17 protein-coding genes, 1 pseudogene and 1 riboswitch are annotated in these 18,956 nt (G+C 66.9%); of the genes and pseudogenes, 13 read left to right on the forward strand and 5 right to left on the reverse strand.

The genetic code is table 11. The annotated features are described in order from the left end of the window. Nucleotides 1–366: 366 nt before the first annotated feature. A complete protein-coding gene (gene mftR, locus QNM97_RS04650; protein ID WP_283821809.1) occupies nt 367–963 on the reverse strand; it encodes a mycofactocin system transcriptional regulator MftR in 597 nt (198 codons plus the stop codon). Between the two features lie 130 nt (nt 964–1,093). Here mftR and mftA point away from each other — a divergent pair, with 130 nt between their 5' ends. The 4 genes from mftA to mftD all read left to right on the forward strand — a co-directional run bounded on the left by mftA (nt 1,094) and on the right by mftD (nt 4,197). Continuing rightward, nucleotides 1,094–1,216: a mycofactocin precursor MftA gene (gene mftA, locus QNM97_RS04655; RefSeq protein WP_283821810.1), complete on the forward strand. Its 123-nt coding sequence runs from the start codon at nt 1,094–1,096 to the stop codon at nt 1,214–1,216. Further along, nucleotides 1,216–1,566, forward strand: coding sequence for a mycofactocin biosynthesis chaperone MftB (gene mftB, locus QNM97_RS04660; RefSeq protein WP_283821811.1), 351 nt, complete (start codon nt 1,216–1,218; stop codon nt 1,564–1,566). Before mftA ends, mftB begins: the two co-directional genes overlap by 1 nt. A 55-nt stretch (nt 1,567–1,621) precedes the next feature. Then, nucleotides 1,622–2,899 carry a mycofactocin radical SAM maturase gene (gene mftC / locus QNM97_RS04665; protein ID WP_006367873.1) on the forward strand — a complete coding sequence of 426 codons (1,278 nt, stop codon included), beginning with the start codon at nt 1,622–1,624 and terminating at the stop codon, nt 2,897–2,899. Between the two features lie 95 nt (nt 2,900–2,994). Then, nucleotides 2,995–4,197, forward strand: a complete 1,203-nt coding sequence (mftD, locus tag QNM97_RS04670) for a pre-mycofactocin synthase MftD (RefSeq protein ID WP_208792189.1) — start codon at nt 2,995–2,997, stop codon at nt 4,195–4,197. Between the two features lie 181 nt (nt 4,198–4,378). Here mftD and QNM97_RS04675 read toward each other — a convergent pair whose 3' ends face one another. Beyond that, nucleotides 4,379–5,194 (reverse strand): mycofactocin-coupled SDR family oxidoreductase, encoded by an 816-nt coding sequence (locus QNM97_RS04675; RefSeq protein ID WP_283821812.1) that lies wholly within the window; start codon nt 5,192–5,194, stop codon nt 4,379–4,381. Nucleotides 5,195–5,445: 251 nt separating this feature from the next. Then, a complete protein-coding gene (locus tag QNM97_RS04680; protein ID WP_283821813.1) occupies nt 5,446–6,558 on the reverse strand; it encodes a CaiB/BaiF CoA transferase family protein in 1,113 nt (370 codons plus the stop codon). Nucleotides 6,559–6,749: 191 nt separating this feature from the next. On the opposite strand from QNM97_RS04680, the gene mftE reads away from it, so the two are divergent. The 7 genes from mftE to nicT all read left to right on the forward strand — a co-directional run bounded on the left by mftE (nt 6,750) and on the right by nicT (nt 14,854). Next, a complete protein-coding gene (gene mftE, locus QNM97_RS04685; RefSeq protein ID WP_283821814.1) occupies nt 6,750–7,463 on the forward strand; it encodes a mycofactocin biosynthesis peptidyl-dipeptidase MftE in 714 nt (237 codons plus the stop codon). Further along, complete coding sequence (gene mftF / locus QNM97_RS04690) at nt 7,460–8,902, forward strand: mycofactocin biosynthesis glycosyltransferase MftF (RefSeq protein WP_283821815.1); 1,443 nt, start codon at nt 7,460–7,462, stop codon at nt 8,900–8,902. Before mftE ends, mftF begins: the two co-directional genes overlap by 4 nt. A gap of 28 nt (nt 8,903–8,930) precedes the next feature. Next, entirely contained in the window at nt 8,931–10,322 is a 1,392-nt protein-coding gene (gene mftG, locus QNM97_RS04695) for a mycofactocin system GMC family oxidoreductase MftG (protein ID WP_283823097.1), read from the forward strand. A 147-nt stretch (nt 10,323–10,469) separates the two neighbouring features. After that, nucleotides 10,470–11,066 carry a DUF5134 domain-containing protein gene (locus QNM97_RS04700; protein WP_283821816.1) on the forward strand — a complete coding sequence of 199 codons (597 nt, stop codon included), beginning with the start codon at nt 10,470–10,472 and terminating at the stop codon, nt 11,064–11,066. A 55-nt stretch (nt 11,067–11,121) separates the two neighbouring features. Beyond that, nucleotides 11,122–11,820 carry a YcnI family copper-binding membrane protein gene (locus tag QNM97_RS04705; RefSeq protein WP_283821817.1) on the forward strand — a complete coding sequence of 233 codons (699 nt, stop codon included), beginning with the start codon at nt 11,122–11,124 and terminating at the stop codon, nt 11,818–11,820. Between the two features lie 20 nt (nt 11,821–11,840). Next, complete coding sequence (locus QNM97_RS04710; RefSeq protein WP_283821818.1) at nt 11,841–13,517, forward strand: copper resistance CopC/CopD family protein; 1,677 nt, start codon at nt 11,841–11,843, stop codon at nt 13,515–13,517. 62 nt (nt 13,518–13,579) lie between these two features. Beyond that, nucleotides 13,580–13,718, forward strand: a riboswitch (cobalamin riboswitch). Nucleotides 13,719–13,741: 23 nt separating this feature from the next. Then, nucleotides 13,742–14,854, forward strand: a complete 1,113-nt coding sequence (gene nicT / locus QNM97_RS04715; RefSeq protein ID WP_283821819.1) for a Nickel transporter NicT — start codon at nt 13,742–13,744, stop codon at nt 14,852–14,854. 28 nt (nt 14,855–14,882) lie between these two features. On the opposite strand, the gene QNM97_RS04720 is transcribed toward nicT, so the two are convergent. Both QNM97_RS04720 and QNM97_RS04725 read right to left on the reverse strand, forming a co-directional pair. After that, nucleotides 14,883–15,569 (reverse strand): vitamin K epoxide reductase family protein, encoded by a 687-nt coding sequence (locus QNM97_RS04720; protein ID WP_079930689.1) that lies wholly within the window; start codon nt 15,567–15,569, stop codon nt 14,883–14,885. Between the two features lie 27 nt (nt 15,570–15,596). Beyond that, nucleotides 15,597–16,331 carry a DsbA family protein gene (locus tag QNM97_RS04725; RefSeq protein ID WP_014361010.1) on the reverse strand — a complete coding sequence of 245 codons (735 nt, stop codon included), beginning with the start codon at nt 16,329–16,331 and terminating at the stop codon, nt 15,597–15,599. A gap of 269 nt (nt 16,332–16,600) precedes the next feature. Between QNM97_RS04725 and QNM97_RS04730 the strand changes: the two genes are divergently transcribed. Continuing rightward, nucleotides 16,601–18,718: a cytochrome c oxidase assembly protein gene (locus tag QNM97_RS04730; RefSeq protein ID WP_502874992.1), complete on the forward strand. Its 2,118-nt coding sequence runs from the start codon at nt 16,601–16,603 to the stop codon at nt 18,716–18,718. A 106-nt stretch (nt 18,719–18,824) separates the two neighbouring features. Continuing rightward, nucleotides 18,825–18,944: pseudogene (locus QNM97_RS26505) on the forward strand (zf-HC2 domain-containing protein); the annotation flags it as partial. Between the last annotated feature and the right edge of the window lie 12 nt (nt 18,945–18,956).

The raw sequence follows: 18,956 nt of genomic DNA on the forward strand, positions 1-18,956 counted from the left end.
GTGGTAGAAACTAGAACACGTTCTACTTTGAGCCTAGCGTAGACGTCGGGCTGTCGACATCGGCAAGGCGATCGGTTCCAGGGTAGAGGTCGGTCCGTTGCGGCGGTGTCGCCGGTATTTCCTCGACAGCGCTCTGTTTCTCGCCGACAGCGCTCAGGACTTCGTCGACGGCGCTCTGTTTCTCGCCGACAGCGCTCTCGGTCACGTCGACAGCGCCCGGTATCTCGTCGACAGCGCTCGGTATCTCATCGACAACGATCGAGTCGCGGGGCTGGCTCGGCGAACCCGTCGATCGCGAGCCTCGGCATCGAGGACCACACGCGTGCCGCCGAGTCGGTGACGGGGTCTACCGCGTGCGATGAGCACTCACAACCCCTCCAGCCCCGCGGCCAGCGTCGCGCACCCCGCCCGGATGAGCGCGTCGAGGTCGGCGTCGGGATGGGCGAGCCATTGTTCGTAGGCGGCCAGGGCGGTGCCCAGACACAGCCAGCCGATCGTCTGCGGGAGGTGATCGCCTTCGTCCAGGCCGAGCCGGTGGGCGCAGAACTCGGCGATGACGTGTCGCCAGTCGGCGTACATCAACATCGAATGTGCTTGCAGGCTCGGCACTCCCAGGAGTAGCTGCATGCGCCGGCGGTGGCCGTCGACGAATTCTGCGGGCACCTCGTTGAAGGCGATCAGAGCCCGGGTGACGGCCTCGGCGATGGGGAGGTCGTCGGGGATCTCGGCGAGCAGCGCACGCAGGTCGTCGAGGTGGGCGTCGAACTCGCCCCACGGGATCGCGTTCTTCGACGGGAAGTACCGGAACAGCGTGCGACGCGCGATGCCGACGGCCTCGGCGATGTCGTCGACGCTGGTTTCCTCGAAGCCGACGGTGGTGAACAGGTCGATGGCGGTCGCGCTGATCTGCGCGCGGCTGGTGCGCGGACGCCGGCCCGGCGCCGTCGCATTCTCGGTCGTCATCAGACCTCTCTCACCAGGTCGGGACCTGTCCGTTTGGTCAATTTTCGGCTAGGGGGTGCAATTCTGCACCCGGTGCCATTATAGTGGTCGGTGATCCACATCACTACCCAAATATTAGGAGGTTTGGATCATGGCCGATCACACAGCCAAGGCAGCTCAGGACGTGGCGGTTCCCGCCGACGTCGAGACCGAGCTCGTGGGTGAGTCCCTCGTCGAAGAGGTCTCGATCGACGGGATGTGCGGGGTTTACTGATGTCCACCCCGACATCTGCTCCGGTTGCCGGCGACCGCGACTCCGCGGTCGCCGGTGACCGGCGCGACGCCCCCACCATCCTGTCCACCTTCGATCTCGACGCCGCCTGGGAGCTCAACCCCAAGGTCGCACTACGCCCGGAACCCTTCGGGGCGTTGCTGTATCACTTCGGTACCCGCAAACTCTCATTCCTCAAGAACCTGACCGTCGTCGGGATCGTGCGCTCCCTCGCCGAGCATGACGACGCCGAGTCCGCCCTGGCTGCCGCCGGGATCGGAGCCGCCGAGCGCGCGCTGTACCTGCAGGCGCTGACCGCCCTGGCCGACTCCGGGATGATCGTCCGCCGCTGACCGGCGTTCTCGTCCACCGTCCACCACCGCTCCTCGAGCCCAAGGAGACCCGAAGATGACCACACTCGAGTTGCCGCCCACCGCAACCGAACTCGCCGCCATGCCGACGCTGCAGCCCAGCGCGCCCCCCAAGGTCGGGCGTCTGGTCGATCAGTTCGAGAAAGGGCTCGACGCCCCGATCTGCCTGACGTGGGAGCTGACCTACGCCTGCAACCTGGCATGTGTGCACTGCCTGTCGTCCTCGGGTAAGCGCGACCCGCGTGAGCTGTCGACCGAACAGTGCAAGGCGATCATCGACGAACTGCAGCGCATGCAGGTCTTCTACGTCAACATCGGTGGCGGGGAGCCGACGGTGCGCCCGGACTTCTGGGAACTCGTCGACTACGCCACCAGCCATCAGGTGGGAGTCAAGTTCTCCACCAACGGTTTACGCATCGACAAGAAGGTTGCCGCGCGGCTGGCCGCGTCGGACTACGTCGACGTGCAGATCTCGCTGGACGGTGCGACCGCGGAGGTCAACGACGCCGTGCGCGGCCCCGGCTCGTTCGACATGGCTGTGCGCGCGTTGGAAAACCTCCACGAGGCGGGATTCGCCGACGCGAAGATCTCGGTGGTGATGACACGGCAGAACGTCGCGCAGCTCGACGAGTTCAAGGCTCTCGCCGACCGCTACAACGCCACTCTGCGCATCACCCGGCTGCGCCCGTCGGGCCGCGGCGCCGACGTCTGGGACGACCTGCACCCGCTGCCCGAACAGCAGCGCGAACTCTACGACTGGCTCGTCGCCCACGGCGAGAACGTCCTCACCGGCGACTCGTTCTTCCACCTGTCGGCATTCGGCGGGACCGGCGGGTCCGGCCTGCCCGGGCTGAATCTGTGCGGCGCGGGTCGCGTGGTGTGCCTCATCGATCCGGTCGGCGACGTCTATGCCTGCCCGTTCGCGATCCACGAGAACTTCCTCGCCGGCAACATCACCACCGACGGTGGCTTCCAACAGATCTGGCAGAAATCAGACCTCTTCACCGAGCTTCGTGAGCCGCAGAACGCCGGAGCCTGCACGCGCTGTGCCCATTTCGACGCCTGCCGCGGCGGCTGCATGGCGGCCAAGTTCTTCACCGGACTGCCGCTGGCCGGACCCGACCCGGAGTGCGTGCAGGGTTACGGCGAGGAGCTGCTGGCCGGTGAGCGTGCCAAACCGACTGCGAACAAAGATCATTCCCGCGGTACCCCGTTGACACTGATGACCCGGCAACCCGACGGGGAGATCACCCCGATCGGTGGGCCGCCGTCGAAGAACTGCGATGAGAACCCGTTGGCGGGATTCGCCCTGTAGTACCCCCGCGTGGCGGATCGTCGAGCACTCGGGCCGGCCGCCCGGGTGGTTCGATGCTGCGACGAACAAGTAAAGAAAATAGGTAGGAACACACAATGGTCACCAATCCCTGGGCCCGCAATCCCTGGTTCGAAACCGTTCACGAAGCGCAGCGTCGCGCCAAGAAGCGACTGCCGAAATCGGTGTACTCCTCGCTGATCGCCGGCACCCAGGCCGGCGTGACGGTGCGCGACAACGTCGACGCGTACTCCGAGATCGGGTTTGCCCCGCATGTGATCGGCGCGCAGCCCGATCGTGAACTCTCCACCACCGTGATGGGCCAGGACCTGTCGTTCCCGGTGATGATCAGCCCCACCGGCGTACAGGCCGTCGACCCCGACGGCGAGGTCGCGGTGGCGCGCGCCGCGGCAGCGCGCGGTACCGCAATGGGCTTGTCCAGCTTCGCTTCTCATCCGGTCGAAGAGGTCACCGCGGTCAACGACAAGATCTTCTTCCAGATCTACTGGCTCGGCAGTCGCGACGAAATCCTGGCGCGTGCCATGCGCGCCAAGGAAGCCGGCGCGAAAGGTCTGATCGTCACGACCGACTGGGTGTTCAACATCGGTCGCGACTGGGGAAGCCCGGAGATCCCGGAGAAGGTGGACTTCAAGGCTCTGCTGCGTCTGGCGCCGGAGATCGCGGTCAAGCCGCGCTATGCGATGGACTGGATTCACGACGGCAAGATCATCATTCCCGACCTGACCGCGCCCAACGTCTCCAAGGGTAAGGGGCAGCCCGGCCCGACATTCTTCGGTGCCTACGGCGAGTGGATGAGCACGGCTCCGCCCACCTGGGACGACCTTCAATGGCTGCGCGAGCAGTGGGGCGGACCGTTCATGGTCAAAGGCGTCACCCGTCTCGACGACGCCAAGCGGGCCGTCGACATCGGGGCGACCGCGCTGTCGGTGTCCAACCACGGTGGCAACAACCTCGACGGCACCCCCGCCACCATCCGCCTGCTGCCGGGCATCGCCGAGGCGGTCGGCGACCAGATCGAGGTCCTGCTCGACGGCGGCATCCGCCGCGGCAGCGACGTCGCCAAGGCACTCGCGCTCGGGGCGCGCGCGGTCATGATCGGTCGCGCCTACCTGTGGGGTCTGGCGGCCAACGGTCAGGCGGGCGTCGAGAACGTCCTCGACCTGCTCCGCATGGGCCTCGACGGCGTGGTGATGGGACTGGGCCACAAGAGTATTCACGAACTCTCGCGCGATGACCTGATCATCCCCGAGGACTTCGATCGGTCCTTCGGCAGCATCTGAGCGAATCCGCGCCGGAAGAACACCGCAAGGACAAGGCCACGAAAAACAGAGCGCCGTCGGTTCCCGCCGACGGCGCTCTGTTGTTCGCCGACGGCGCCCTCGGTTTCGCCGACGGCGCTCGGTATCTCGTCGACAGCGCCCTCGGTTTCGCTGACAGCGCCCGGCATTCCTCCGACAGCGCTCAGACCTTGGAGTTTCCCATGTCGATCTGGAATTGCGAGCCGGTGACCGCGCGCGCTTGCGGCGAGGTGAGGTAGAGCACGGCGTCGGAGATGTCGTCGAGCGAGGCAACCGGGAAGTGATCCATCATCGAGATGAAATACCTTGTGTACTCGCCCATCTCGAAGATCTTCATGGCCGAGGTGTCGGCGATGCCCATCGGCGTGTTGACGGCGTAGGGGTGGATCGAGTTGACGCGGATGCGGCGCGGGGCGAGTTCTTTGGCGGTTGTCTGTGCCAGTCCGGTGAGCGCGTATTTCGACGCCGAGTAGGCCGCCTGGACGGGCATCGCCTTGAGCCCGGCGACCGAGGAGATGACGACGATCGAGCGGTTCTCGGCGTCGGTCTCCAGGAGCATGGGAATGGTGGCGCGCAACGTCTTCCAGGTGCCCACCACATTGACGTCCATGACGTCGGTGAATTCGTGTTCGGAGAGCTCCCAGGTGAGCCCCCACGAGAGGATGCCGGCGTTGGCGATCACATGATCGAGGCGGCCGAATTGCCGCACGCCGTCGGCGACGAGCTCCTCCTGGAACGCCAGATCTCGCGTATCCCCCTGACGTGCAAGGATTTTGCCGCCGGCTTCCTCAACGAGGCGAATCGTCTCGGCAAGATCGTCCGGAGTCGACGCCGGGTAGGTGATGTGGTCGGCGACCTCGCCGGCGATGTCGAGTCCGATGATCGACGCACCCTCACGGGCGAAGCGTAGCGCGTGATTACGCCCCTGGCCACGGGCGATGCCGGTGATGTAGACGACCTTGCCGTCGAACTGTCCCATGAGGAAAAACTGTAACACGTTCTATTTCGGTGGGGTGGGCTACCGGGGGAAAGCGCTGTCGGCGCTGAGACGGGCGCCGTCGGCGAGTCGGAGAGCGCTGTCGGCACAACAGAAAGCGCTGTCGGCGTTGAGACGAGCGCTGTCGGCACAACAGAAGGCGCTGTCGGCGAGGTGGAGGGCGCTGGCGCGACGACGCGGGGCGCCGACGACATCGTCGGCGCCCCGCGTCGGACGGATGAGGTGCGATCCGGTCAGTCGGTCCAGATGGTCGACGGATCGGTGGCCTGGCGGGCCGGTTTGGTCGGCGTCTCCGGCGAGGTGCGCGAGAAGCGCGGTGCGACCTGTGCCTGCATGACGCCGTCGATCTCGAGGAGATTGGCGCGGGCCGACATGTGCGGGTCGGTGGGGGCCTCGGCGAAGCTCAGTACCGGCGAGGTGCAGGCGTCGGTGCCGTCGAAGACCTTGGCCCACTCGTCGCGGGTGCGCGAGGCGAAGGTCTGGGTGAAGACCTTCTTGAGCTCCGGCCATTTCGCGATGTCGTTCTGGTCCGGCAGGTCGGCGTCGGCGAGTCCGAGGCCCTCGAGGAGTGCGGCGTAGAACTGTGGCTCGATCGCGCCGACGGCCATGTACTTGCCGTCGGAGGTCTCGTACACCTCGTAGTACGGGGCGCCGGTGTCGAGCATGTTCACCCCGCGCTCGTCCGACCACAGCCCGGTGCCGCGGAAGGCCCACATCATCTGTCCCAGAACGGAAGCGCCGTCGACCATCGCTGCGTCGATCACCTGGCCGCGACCGGAGAACTGTCGCTCGAAGAGTGCCGAGAGCACGCCCATGACGAGGAACATCGAGCCGCCGCCGAAGTCGCCGGCGAGGTTGAGCGGGGGCACCGGACGCTCACCGTGACGGCCGATCGCGTGCAGCAGGCCGGTCAGCGAGATGTAGTTGATGTCGTGGCCGGCGAGCTCGGCGCGCGGACCTTCCTGGCCCCAGCCGGTCATGCGGCCGTAGACCAGGCCGGGGTTGACCTCGGCGAGATCATCGGGCCCGAAGCCGAGTCGTTCCATCACGCCGGGCCGGAATCCCTCGAGAATCACGTCGGCCTTGGCGACCAACCCGAGGATGGTGTCGCGGTCGGCCGGGTCCTTGAGGTTGGCCTCGACGACGCGACGCCCGCGCAGCAGTGCGTCGGCATTGCGCCCCTCGGCCGGCAGTGTGCCGGGACGCTGCACCCGGATGACGTCGGCGCCGAGGTCGGCGAGCATCATCGCTGCGTGTGGTCCCGGACCGATACCCGCGAACTCGATCACGCGCAATCGATTCAGCGGTCCGCTCTTACCGCTGGTGGGTGTCGAATCTGCTGTCATGGACGTCCTCCCTCGAATGTCATCGACCTGTTGTGCCGACTGGTGCCGACCGTGTTCTGCGACACATACTGCGATCCAGGATTCCACAACCGATCGAGCGCTCGTCCAAGCGGGTCCGAACAGGGGATCTTGGTCCTGTAATTGGTGACGACCGGTTACCCCGAGGCGCCGCGCACATTAGACTTGGCCGAATGGTGCGAACGGCGAGGCTGGGGCAATACGCATGGCCGCAGGTGACGCCCGCCGAACTGACCCTTCTCGTTCCGATCGGTTCCGTCGAACAGCACGGGCCGCATCTCCCGCTCGACACCGACACCCGCATCGCCGTCGCGGTGGCCACCGCCGCCCGCTCGGAATTGCCCGCCGACGCCCCGGTCACGGTCGCACCGGAGATCGCCTACGGAGCCAGCGGTGAGCACGAGGGTTTCGCCGGGACGATCTCGCTGGGACAGCAGGCGCTGACCGACCTCCTCGTCGAATTCGGTCGCAGCGCGTGTCGCTGGGCGCGGCGGATCGTCTTCGTCAACGGCCACGGTGGCAACGTGCCCACGCTGGCCTCTGCGGTCACCAGATTGCGCTATGAGGCGCGCGAGGTGGCCTGGTATCCGTGCATGTTCGCCAACGCCGACGCTCACGCCGGACACACCGAAACCTCAGTGCTGCTTCATCTTTCGCCGGAGCTGGTGCGGACCGACCGGATCGAGGCGGGTAACCGTGAGCCGATCGGCGCGCTGATGGCGCCGATGCGTGCCGGCGGTGTCGCCGCGGTCAGCGAGAACGGGATACTGGGCGACCCGCGAACGGCGACCGCCGAGCACGGTGCGCAGCTCCTCACGCGTGTCGTCGACGACCTGGCGCGAGCGCTCGGCGAGTGGACCGTCGACGACGGGGGGAGACTGCGGTGACGACGACCGAATGGGTCGCGCAGAAGACGCCCGCCCCGAGCGACTCCGGATTGCCGGACGGTTTCCAGATCCAGATCGATCTGCGGTGCGCACGTCGCGGCGACCTGCGCTATCTCGTCGGCGGATCGCCGACGCGCATGCTCCGGCTCAGCGACACCGCGCTCGGTCTCACCTCCGCCGACGGCCGCATCGAGGTGTGCAACACCGCCACACGCACGCTTTCGCGGACGCTGCTCGAGACGGGCATTGCTCATCCGCGGCCCATGTCGGGGCCCAAGCCCGACGACGTCACCGTGGTGATCCCGGTGCGCGACAACCAATCCGGCGTCGACCGGCTCCTCGACGCGGTGGCCGGTGCCCGGGTCATCGTGGTCGATGACGGCTCGGCGGTGCCCCTCGTCGCGCAGGGGCCGCTGGTGCAGGTCATCCGATTCGAGTCCAATCGCGGCCCGGCCGCAGCCCGCAACGCCGGCGCTGCGGCGGCCACGACGGACTTCGTGGCCTTCCTCGACTCCGACGTCGTTCCCGAGCCGGACTGGCTGGTGATGCTGCTGGCGCACTTCTCCGATCCGCTGGTTGCGCTGGCCGCTCCCCGGATCGTCGGCTTGTCGGCCCGACGCGGTGAACGCCAGTCGATGGCCGAGCGCTATGAGAACGGTCACTCCTCACTCGACATGGGGCCCACCGAGGCCGCCGTGGTCCCCGGTACGCCCGTACCATATGTACCCAGTGCGGCAATGATCGTGCGGCGCAGCGCTTTTTGCGGATTCGACGAGAACCTCCGGGTGGCCGAGGACGTCGACCTGTGCTGGCGACTGCACGAGGCGGGCTGGCGGATGCGCTACGACCCGGTGGCCCGGGTGGCCCACGATCACCGCACCAATCTCCGGCAGGTGTTGTCCCGTCGCCGCTACTACGGCACCGGGGCGGCGTTCCTGGCTCAGCGGCACGGCACGCTCGCCGCACCGATGGTGATGACGGCGTCGATGGCGCTGGCGGTCGCGGCGCTGTTGTCGCGGACGAAGTTCGGACTCGTTCTCGCTTTTCTCGTGCTGGCCCGCGTGGCCCGTCGATTGCGGACGCGACTCGGTGACCTGCCGGACGCGCCGGTGGCCGCCGCGCAGATGACCGGCCGCGCGGCCGGATACGGACTACTGCAGGCGGCCGGTGCGATCTGTCGACATTATTGGCCGGTTGCAGTCCTGTTGGCGTTGATCTCCAAGCGATTTCGGATACTCGTCATCGAGGTCGCCATCGCCGAGGGTCTCATCGAATGGGTGCGCGCCGTCCTCGCCGACACCACGCGCGGGCCCGCGATCGGCCCCGTCGCCTATCTGATCTGTCGCCGTCTCGACGATCTCGCCTACGGTGCGGGACTATGGGAAGGCGTTGTGCGTCAACGCGATCTCGGCGCGCTTCGACCTGTCGTCACGCGCTGACCGCCGAACCAAGGTGACGGGGACGCCGGTGGACGAGACGTCGGTGGCGGGTGAGCTTCCCCGACGCGCAGACGTCGTCATCGTCGGCGCCGGCAGCGCTGGGTCGGTACTGGCCGACGCACTGAGCCGCGACGGCACCCGATCGGTACTCCTGCTCGAGCAGGGGAGCGGCTGGCCCGATGCCACGGTTCGCGATCTCCGGACACTGCCGATCAGCGCGTCGTCGGGGTTCGTGACGGTCCACGACGCGCCGCCCGGCCAGACCGTGGTCCGCGGGCGCGGGCTGGGCGGGTCCTCGGCGATCAACGGTGGATACTTCTTGCGCTGGCATCGCGATGATTTCGCGGAGTGGCCCACCGGCTGGGGCGTCGACGACGTCGAAAGGGCCTACCGCGAACTCGACGAGACCGACGGCCCGATGTCGGTGCATCCGTTCGGCGAGGACGATCTCGGGCCGGCCGCCCGCGCCTTCGAGCGATTCTGGTCGACGCGGGTACCGGTCCGCGATGTCACCGACCGGTGGCCGATCATCGGTCTCAACCGAGTACTGGGCAACAACGAACTGCTGGGCAACAACGCAGTGCTGGGCACCAATGCCCACCGACTGCGCACGACCTCCGCGGAGGCATTTCTCCGCCCGGCTCTCGCACGTCCGAATCTCGTTGTGAGAAACGGTATTCGGGTACAGGAGATCCTGATGGCGGGACGCCGGGCGACGGGCCTGCGGGTCACGGGGTCGGGGGGCACCGACGCCGACATCGCCTGCGACGAGGTGATCCTGTGCGCCGGAACGCTCGGTACCGCAGGCATCCTGCTGCGCTCGATCCCGGAGGTGATCGGGCCCTCCGGCGTACTCGTCGCCGGCGAACACCGTGAGGTGCTCGTCGGATACCGCAGGCGTTCGCCAGATGACCTGCGGCCACTCCTGCCGACCGTGGTGCACACCGGCGACGGTATCGAGATCCGCTGCTACTCCGACGATTTCGAGCGATACGTGACCGGATCGGCCGGCGGCTCGCAGGCCGTGGGGGTCTGCGGGATGCTCCAGGCGGGCCCCGCGCGGCTCACGTCGGCGTCGGGAGGCTCGGTGCGCATACGGTTCGACGACCTCGACGAGTCGGCGGCGGCCCCGTTGTGGGCCACGGCGTCGGACGTGGTCGACATGTTGGCGTCCGCCGAGTTCGACGACGTGGTGGAGCCCGATTCGATCTCGGTCGATCCGGTGATCCGCAGTTCGCAGCACGCCTTCGGCAGCCTGCCGATGGGCGTCCGCACCGACTGGCTGGGTGGGGTGGTCGGTGTGCGGGGACTACGGGTGGTGGACGGCTCGATCCTGCCGAGTCCGGGCCGCAGCGGTCCGCACGCCACGATCATGATGTTGGCGCGCCGGATCGGTGCGGCGCTCGCGGCGGGGCACTGACCGCACCCGAACACGCCCTGCGCACTCGAACACATTCCGGGAAAGAACTTCGTCGATCCCGGGAACCTTTGTGCACCGGCATCCGACCACTCTTGCGGCTCGACTACATCTGACTGACGAGAGGCGGGTGGCGAACTGGCCGCAACCGTGGCGATCACCGGCGTGTTCACGCTGTGCGCGGTGATCTACCTCATGCGTGCCTGGCACTCGCCGACCCCACTGACCCGATTTGCCGGAATTCTGCACGTCCTGATGGCCGTCGCGATGATCGCCATGGTCTGCCCGTGGGGCGCGCAGGTGGCACCGATCGTGTCGGTACTCGTGTTCAGCGGTGGCGCCCTGTTCTTTGCTCATCGCGTGGTCGTCGACGCCGATGCGACGCGGCGTCACCTGCTGGTGGGGTCCTACGACGCGGCCATGATGGCGTCGATGGTGGTGATGTCGGTGCTGATGTCGGTGCGGGCGACGGTGAATTCCGCTTCGGCGGAGGCGAACTCGGCCCAGGGTTCGATGCCTGGCATGGGTTCGATGCCCGGTATGGGCTCGATGAGCGCTATGGGCGTGCCGGGTACCGCGGGCTGGGCGCAGCCGACCGGCGTCGCGGTGCTCGCCGCGCTTTGTGCGGCAGCCTATTTCGCCGCCGCACTGTGGTGGTTCTACGCGCTGATCCGTGGACCCGCGCGCCCGTGGGGTGAGGTGCTGATGGCAACCGGGATGGGCGTGGCATTCGCCGTCCTGAGGTGAGACCCCGGTGCATTCGCCACCGGAATAGTGAAACTACGAGAGAACGAGGATATCGATGGTGAGAAGACGAGCGGCGTTGGTGCTCGCCGTGGCGGGAACTGTGGTGGCGCTGATGATCGGCCTCTCCGGGACGGCGTCGGCACACGTGAAGGTGTCGGGAATCGACGCCACCGAGGGCGGATACGGCGTGTTGACCTTCCGGGTGCCCACCGAATCCGACACCGCGTCGACCACCGAACTGGCGGTGACCTTCCCGGACGACACCCCGATCATCTCGGTGTCGACGCAACCCAAGCCGGGATGGACGGTGCAGGTGGTCAAGAAGAGCCTGCCCGCGCCGCAGAAGGACGACGACGGCAACGAGATCACCCAGTATGTCTCCCAGGTGATCTGGAAGGCGCAGACCCCGCAGGCCGCCATCGCGCCGGGGAGCTTCGACACGTTCAGCGTGTCGGCGGGACCGCTACCAGACAAGGCGACGCTCTCGTTGCCCGCCCAGCAGACCTACAGTGACGGCACCGTCGTGAACTGGAACGAGAAAGCGGTCTCCGGTCAGGCCGAGCCCGAGCATCCGGCACCCGTGCTCTCCCTCGCCGCCGCATCCGGTGGACACACGAGCGATCAGTCGATGTCGAACGACTCGACTTCGTCACCGTCATGGCCGGGCATAGCCGGATTGGTCATCGCGATCATCGCCCTGCTGGTCGGGGTGGCCAACCTCGCGCTGATTCGCAAGGGGCGTTCATCGAATTGAGGTGGCGCAGAGCGCTTCTGGTGTTCACTGGGGTGGTGTGTGCGTTGGTGATGGCCACTCCCGGCCTGGCCGGCGCACATGCCACCCTGGTCTCCAGCGTGCCCGCCGACGACTCGCGAGTCGCCATCTCGCCGTCACAGGTGGTGTTGACCTTCGATGAGAACATCAGTGTGGGAGCCGATCCCGCGCGTGTCATCTCGGCACAGGGCGATCGCGTCGACACCGGCTCACCACATCTGATCTCGGCCGGCAACGCCCTGGTCATCCCGGTGCGCCCCGATCTGCCTGCCGGAAGTTATTCGGCCACCTGGCGAGTCATCTCCGCCGACACCCACGTGGTCACCGGGTCCATCGTGTTCGGCGTGCGGGCCGACCCCGGGGCGCCGGCCCCGGCGGCACCGCCGGTCGCCGCCTCGGTCACCGCACTCGATCGCGCATCGCAGGCGCTGCTCTACGCGGGCCTGGTGGGCGCTGTGGGTCTCGCGGTGGTGTCGCTGATGCTGTATCCGAGAACGTTGGCGCTCAAACGATTCCGATGGACGGTGGCGCCGAGTTGGGTTCTGGCGGTGCTGGCCTGTGCGGGCACGGTTCTCGTCCGGGCCGCCGAGAAGGCAGATGTCGGTGTGAGCCGGGCATTCTCGGGCTCGGCGCTCTCCTCCGGCCTCGACGGTGGCGATACGAGGGTGGTGCTCATCAGAGCGGCCCTGGTCGTGGTGCTCGGACCGGTGCTGTTCGCGGCCGCGCGCCGGCGAGTCTCACATGCGTGGGGTGCAGCGCTGATCGGGGCCTGCGGGCTGGGTATCGCCGTCACCATCGCCGCCGACGGCCATGCGTCGGTGGGGGATCTGACATGGCTGGCCGTGCCGGTCACCACCCTGCACGTGGTGGCGATGACACTCTGGCTCGGCGGACTGCTCTCGATGGTGCTGATCCTGTTGCCCGACAAGCACTCCCGGAACCCATCCGCGGTGACGTCCAAATCGGTGACACCTGAATCGCCGGGATCCGAACCGCCGACGCCTGAGCTGCTGACACCTGCCGTGTTGCATCGGTGGTCGAGGTGGGCGTTCGCCATGGTGGTCGTCCTGGTGCTCTCCGGGGAATTCCAGGCGTGGCGGCAGATCTGGCCGGTGCAAGCGCTGTGGGACACCACCTACGGTGTCGTGCTGCTCGTCAAATCGGCTCTCGTACTGGCGATGCTCGGCCTGGCGGCATACGCGCGTCGTCGCCTCGGCCTCAGCCGTCTTCGGCGTTCGGTGCCGCTCGAGATGGCATGCGGCATCGCCGTCCTCGTCGTCACCTCCGTCTTGGTCACCGAACCGCCCGCGCGCACCACCTACGGTCCGCCGGTGCAGGTGGCGGCCCCTCTCGACGACGGCTCGGCACAGGTCTCGGTATCGACCACGCGCCGCGGCCCCACCGTGGTGGACGTGACCCTCGATGACGGTCACGGGACGCCGATCCGGGCCCGGTCGCTGCGCGCCACATTGTCCTCGGAGTCGGCAGGGATTCCGTCGTTGGCGCTGAGATTCGTTCCGGCCCAATCGGACACAACGGACACCGGCTCGCCCGGGTCGGCCCGCTGGCACCGCGTTGCGGCGTCGGTTCCCGTCGCCGGTGCGTGGACACTGACGCTGACCGTGCAGTTCAGCGATTCCGACGCGCAGGTCACCACCGTCGGATTTGTCGTGTGGTGATGCCCCCGGTCGTGAGTTGCCGTCGCGAATTCCCGGGTCTGCGAGACGCCTCGTCTATTGATTTCACCGCCGAGGGAGTAGCGTCCTTCGTCAGCGCGTGGGAATCCAGGAAACCGGTGGAAATCCGGTGCGGTCGCGCCACTGTCATCCGTGCCGAACGGGCACGGTCAGCCAGACCCTGGCCCACGTCACCTTGTCCGGACGCGTAATCCAAAGGCTCTCACGTGAATTCTGCATCCTCGGCCGCCGACCAGATCGGCTCGGCCGGCAGCACCAGATGGACCCGGACCGACTGGGTCCACGCCGCAGTACAACTCGGCGTCATCGCGGCGATGCACGCCGTGGCTTTCGGTGTGCTGTTCATGGTCATCGTGCCGCACCACTACAGCCTGGGTAAGCAGGTCTTCAGTGTGGGTCTCGCCGTCACGGCCTACACCTTCGGTCTGCGGCACGCATTCGACGCCGATCACATCGCCGCGATCGACAACACCACCCGCAAACTGATGAATGACGGCAAACGCCCGAAATCGGTCGGATTCTGGTTCGCCATGGGGCATTCCACGATCGTCTTCGTGATGGCGATACTCGTGGTCGCCGGCGCCCACGCGGTCTCGGCGCTCGCCGACGACGATTCGCCCGCCCGGCATGCGCTGGGCACCATCAGCACGATCGCGTCCGGCTCGTTCTTGTATCTGATCGCGCTGATCAACATCGTTGCGCTCATCGGTATCTGGCGGGTGTTCCGCTCACTGCGCCGCGGTAGTTTCGACGAGGAGCAACTCGACGAGGCACTCGACGGCCGGGGCTTTCTCGCACGACTCCTCGGGCCGGTGATGCGCCGCATCCGGCATCCCTTCCAGATGTATCCGGTGGGTGTGTTGTTCGGACTCGGCTTCGATACCGCGACGGAGGTGGCTCTGCTCGCACTCGCCGGTACCGGCGCTGTCGCGGGATTGCCCTGGTATGCGATTCTCGTTCTGCCCCTGCTGTTCGCGAGCGGGATGAGTCTGATGGACACCCTCGACGGCATGTTCATGACCGTGGCCTACGACTGGGCGTTCGCCCATCCCGCACGCAAGATCTACTACAACCTGACCATCACCGGCCTGTCGATCGCGGTGGCGTTGCTCATCGGGACCATCGAACTGGTCAGCGTGCTGCACGACGATCTCGGCTGGGATGACCCGATCACCAACTGGATCAGTGGTTTCGATCTGAACACCGCGGGCATCGCGATCGTGATCATGTTCATCGTCGCGTGGGGTATCGCCATCGCCTACTGGAAACTGGCGCGGCTGGAGCACCGGCTGGTCCGGACCCCGTCCGAATCTCGGTGACCGTCCACCTCGGAGGAGTCAGAACGTCTCAGATCAGCGTCGACCAGTAATCCCAGAAGTGCACACCGATCGCGACGATGATGATCGCGTACCACAGCGGCAACAGCACCCACAGCCAGCCGCGAAGGTCGCGGGCTCGTGGTGAGTCACCGAAAAGCCTTCCGGCGCTGAGGATCAACAGGATCGGCGTCAGCGTCCACACCACCATGCAGTACGGGCACAGCGCGTTGATCCGGTAGATGCTCTGGAAGGCGAGCCAGTTGACGAAGACGAAACCCAGGGCGAGCCCGAGTGTTTGACCCGCCCAATACCACCGCGGCAGCCAGACGCGGGCAGTAGTGAGCACGCCGGTCACGATGATCACCGAGAAGGCGGCGATCCCGATCAGCGGATTGGGGAACCCGAAGACACGAGCCTGCTCGGTCACCATCACCGAGCCACAGGACAGCACCGGATTGATGCTGCAACTCGGCACGTACTCCGGGTTGATGAGCAGTTCGATGCGCTCGATCGTCAGCGTCGCCGCCGAGATGAACCCGAGGACACCGAGAATCAGGATCACGATGCCGGTCGCGGTGGATACGTCGGGGCGCTGAAGCCACCACGGCCGGTCATCGGTGATCACGTCGGCGGCGATCAGCTCGTCGTCGGGCGGTTCGACCGCCGGTGCCTCAGGGTCCGGGGTGGTGCCGGAAGGAGAGGTGGTGCTGCTCATTGCTGGTCGCTTCGTCTCGGGGTGGATTTACTGTGCGGTGCCGGCGGCCTGATTGATCTGGGCGAGGAAGGCATCGGGCCCCAACTGGATGTTGAAATCTTGACCGTTGATCTTCACCGTCGGTGTTCCTTGGACCTGGGAGGCCGTGGTCTCCTGACCGACCCAGTTCTTGAACTGGCCGTCGGAGATGCACTCCTTGACGTTGGGTGCGCCCGCTTGGTTGGCGAAATCAGCGAGCTGATCGTCGGTCAGACCGGACCCGTTCTCCTCGGGCTGATTCGCGTACAGGATGTTGTGGAACTTGAGCCAGATGGCGAAGTTGTCGGCGCCCTTGGTCGCCTCGGCCACACACGCCGACGCATTGGCTGCGCGGGTGGAGTAATTGGTGCTCGACATCCGGTCGAGGATGGCCACCGGCTGATAATCGATGGCGACCTTGGGATTGCTGCGCACCTGTGTCAGCGCGTCGCTGTAGACCTGCTCGAACTGCTTGCAGACCGGGCACTGGAAGTCCTCGTAGATCTGCACGGTCACCGGCGGGGTGGTGCCCTTGGGTGCAGTGGTGACGCGGAACGAGCTGTTGGTTGCGACCGACGGCGCGGTCGCGTCACCCGTGGAGGACTTGTTGGTGAGGATCACCGCGACGGCAACGATGACGGCGATGACGACGATCGCAACACCCGCCCCGATCTTCATGAAGAGCGAACGGCGCCGTTCGGCGGCTCGCGGATCGACGATCGGCTTCCGGCGTTTGTCTGCCACTTTTTGTCTCCCTGGTCCACGGGTTCTCCGGCGTCGGTGTCGGGCTCCGGTCGGTCTGCGCAGGACCGGAGGACCGCCATGCCGGTGTTCAGGGTACTGGCAGGAATCTGAGGAGCATCTGAGCGGTAGGGGCCGGTGGGACGTTGGTCCCGGGTGGTTCTCGTCACGTGACGCCGATGCGGGCCTCGGCGGCGTGGTCGGTTCGCCTACGCCGCGTCGTAGACTGACGACGATGCCGTCTCGCAGCGGCGTTGCTAGGAGACATTGTTGTGACCGCCCCTGACGATGCCCACGCCGATCCCGGCGTGCCGCCGACCTCGACCGACACTGCCGCGACCGTCGACACGGCGCCTGTCGGAACCCCGCCCGCCGGGACCGCTGTTCCCACCGACAATCCGGTGGCCGCCGGTGCTGCGTCTGTGGGGACGGCGCGACGATCGAACGTCGCCGCGGTGCGCTGGGTGGGCGCGGTACTCGCCGCCGGATTGCTGGTCGTGGTCCTCTACGCGCTGGTGTCGGGTCCGACCCGCCACATCGAGCGCGGCGACCCGTACCCGGGTCTGACCACCGCGGTACTCGATGTGGCCGGATACTTCGTCGGCGCCACCCTTGCCGCGCTGTGTTTGGGAGCATTGGCGTTCGTGGTCGCCGGGTCGCGACCGGATTCCGACGGCATCATCGACGCCACCGTCTATCGCGCGCACCTTTTCGTCTCGCGCGCAACGCCGGTGTGGGCGGTGGTGGCCTGGCTGATGGTCGGCGTCGCCGCATCCGACGGGTACGGTCTCCCACTCGGCAAGCTCGTGTCGTCGGGAACCCTGTTCGAGGCGATCGGCATCAGCGAGGAGGCGGTGGCCTGGCTGGTGGTCGCGATCTTCGCCACCGTCGTCGCGATCGCCGTCCGATTCTTCCTGTCCTGGATTGCGCACGCGGTTCTGCTGATCCCCACCGGAATCGCCGTCGCCGCGTTGCCGATGGCCGGCAACGGTGCGCAGGGACCCAACCACGATTACGGCACCAGCCTGGTGATCGTCCTGGTGCTGGCCATGGCCGTCTCCATCGGATACCGCGTCGCGTACGTGGCCGCCCCGACCGTGACGCCCGAGGCCGACCGCGTGATCCTCGAACGCCGGCACACCTGGATCGTCGGCGTCGCCGATGTGCTGGCGCTGATCTCCGGGGTGATCCTGATCGCGTTCCTGGTGCCGGTGCGCTACCTGTTCACCACGACCTTCGGGGTGACCTCGGTGGTGATGGTGGTGGGGTTGATCGCGGCCACCGCGTCGAGCGTCGTCGCGCTGTGGTCGGCGCCGGGCGCGACACGGCTGTGGCGGATCGAGATGGCGGCCGTCGCGGTGATGGCGGCGGTGTACGTGTCCTGGGCGATCATGGACACCCGGGTGGCGCCCGGACTGCTCGCGCACCCGTTCACCGCGTGGGATGTGTTCCTCGGCTACGAATTGCCGGGACCGCCGACCGCGTGGCGGCTGGCCACCTTCTGGCGATTCGACTTCCTCGTCGGCACCGCGGCCATTGCCGCGGCCGTGCTGTACGGGATCGGGGTGTTGCGGCTGCGTCGCCGGGGTGACGAGTGGCCGTGGGGTCGCACCCTCTCGTGGATGCTGGGCTGTCTGGTCCTCGTCGTCGTGACCGGGTCGGGGGTGCGTGCCTACGGTTCGGCGATGTTCAGCGTGCACATGGCAGAACACATGGCGCTCAACATGTTCGCGCCGGTGCTGCTGGTGCTGGGTGCGCCGGCGACCCTGGCCCTGCGCGCTCTGCCGACGGCCGGTTCGCGCCCTCCCGGGCCGCGCGAATGGCTGCTCTGGGTGCTGCACTCCAAGGTGACCAGGGTGCTGTCGAATCCGGCGGTCGCGTTGCTGTTGTTCGTGTTGTCGCTCTACGTGGTGTACTTCACCGCCATCTTCGGCACGTTTGTCCGCTACCACTGGGGTCACGTGCTGCTGACGATCCACTTCATCATCGTCGGCTACCTCTTCTATTGGGTGATCATCGGTATCGACCCCGGACCCCGGCGCATCCCGTACCTGGCGCGCATCGGATTGCTGTTCGCGGTCATGCCTTTTCACGCGTTCTTCGGTATCGCGCTGATGACGATGTCGTCGGTGACCGGCGGCGAGTTCTACAGCCAGCTCGGTCTGCCCTGGGTCACCGATCTGCTGCACGACCAGTGGCTCGGCGGGGCGATCGCGTGGGGCGCCAGCGAGGTCCCGGTGGTGCTCGTCGTCATCGCGATCGTGACGCAGTGGGCCAAGTCGGATCGACGGGAGGCGCGCCGGGCCGATCGGCATGCCGAAACCTACGAGGACTCCGAGCTCGACGATTACAACAAGATGCTCGAGGAGCTGGCCCGGACACGTCGCTGAGGCGGAGCCGGTGATGTGGCTGAGGCGGAGCCGGTGATGTGGCCGAGCGGAGCCGGTGAATGTGCCGGGCCGGAGCCTGACTTGACCGTGACGGGACAATGGATTCATGCGGTGCGAGGTCGCGCGGGAGGCGCTGTCGGCGCGTGTCGACGGAGAACGGGAGACCGTTCCGTCGGCGCGTGTGGACGAACACGTGGCCGGATGCGCCGACTGCGCGCAGTGGTATCAGGCGTTGCAG

The organism is Gordonia sp. L191 (assembly GCF_030077625.1).
Classification (GTDB): Bacteria; Actinomycetota; Actinomycetes; order Mycobacteriales; family Mycobacteriaceae; genus Gordonia; species Gordonia polyisoprenivorans_A.

What these genes read in the sequence shown, in the direction of transcription:
- mftR (WP_283821809.1), bottom strand. Translation starts at nt 963, where the DNA reads ATGACGACCGAGAATGCGACGGCGCCGGGCCGGCGTCCGCGCACCAGC.
- mftA (WP_283821810.1), top strand. Translation starts at nt 1,094, where the DNA reads ATGGCCGATCACACAGCCAAGGCAGCTCAGGACGTGGCGGTTCCCGCC.
- mftB (WP_283821811.1), top strand. Translation starts at nt 1,216, where the DNA reads ATGTCCACCCCGACATCTGCTCCGGTTGCCGGCGACCGCGACTCCGCG.
- mftC (WP_006367873.1), top strand. Translation starts at nt 1,622, where the DNA reads ATGACCACACTCGAGTTGCCGCCCACCGCAACCGAACTCGCCGCCATG.
- mftD (WP_208792189.1), top strand. Translation starts at nt 2,995, where the DNA reads ATGGTCACCAATCCCTGGGCCCGCAATCCCTGGTTCGAAACCGTTCAC.
- QNM97_RS04675 (WP_283821812.1), bottom strand. Translation starts at nt 5,194, where the DNA reads ATGGGACAGTTCGACGGCAAGGTCGTCTACATCACCGGCATCGCCCGT.
- QNM97_RS04680 (WP_283821813.1), bottom strand. Translation starts at nt 6,558, where the DNA reads ATGACAGCAGATTCGACACCCACCAGCGGTAAGAGCGGACCGCTGAAT.
- mftE (WP_283821814.1), top strand. Translation starts at nt 6,750, where the DNA reads ATGGTGCGAACGGCGAGGCTGGGGCAATACGCATGGCCGCAGGTGACG.
- QNM97_RS04705 (WP_283821817.1), top strand. Translation starts at nt 11,122, where the DNA reads ATGGTGAGAAGACGAGCGGCGTTGGTGCTCGCCGTGGCGGGAACTGTG.
- QNM97_RS04720 (WP_079930689.1), bottom strand. Translation starts at nt 15,569, where the DNA reads ATGAGCAGCACCACCTCTCCTTCCGGCACCACCCCGGACCCTGAGGCA.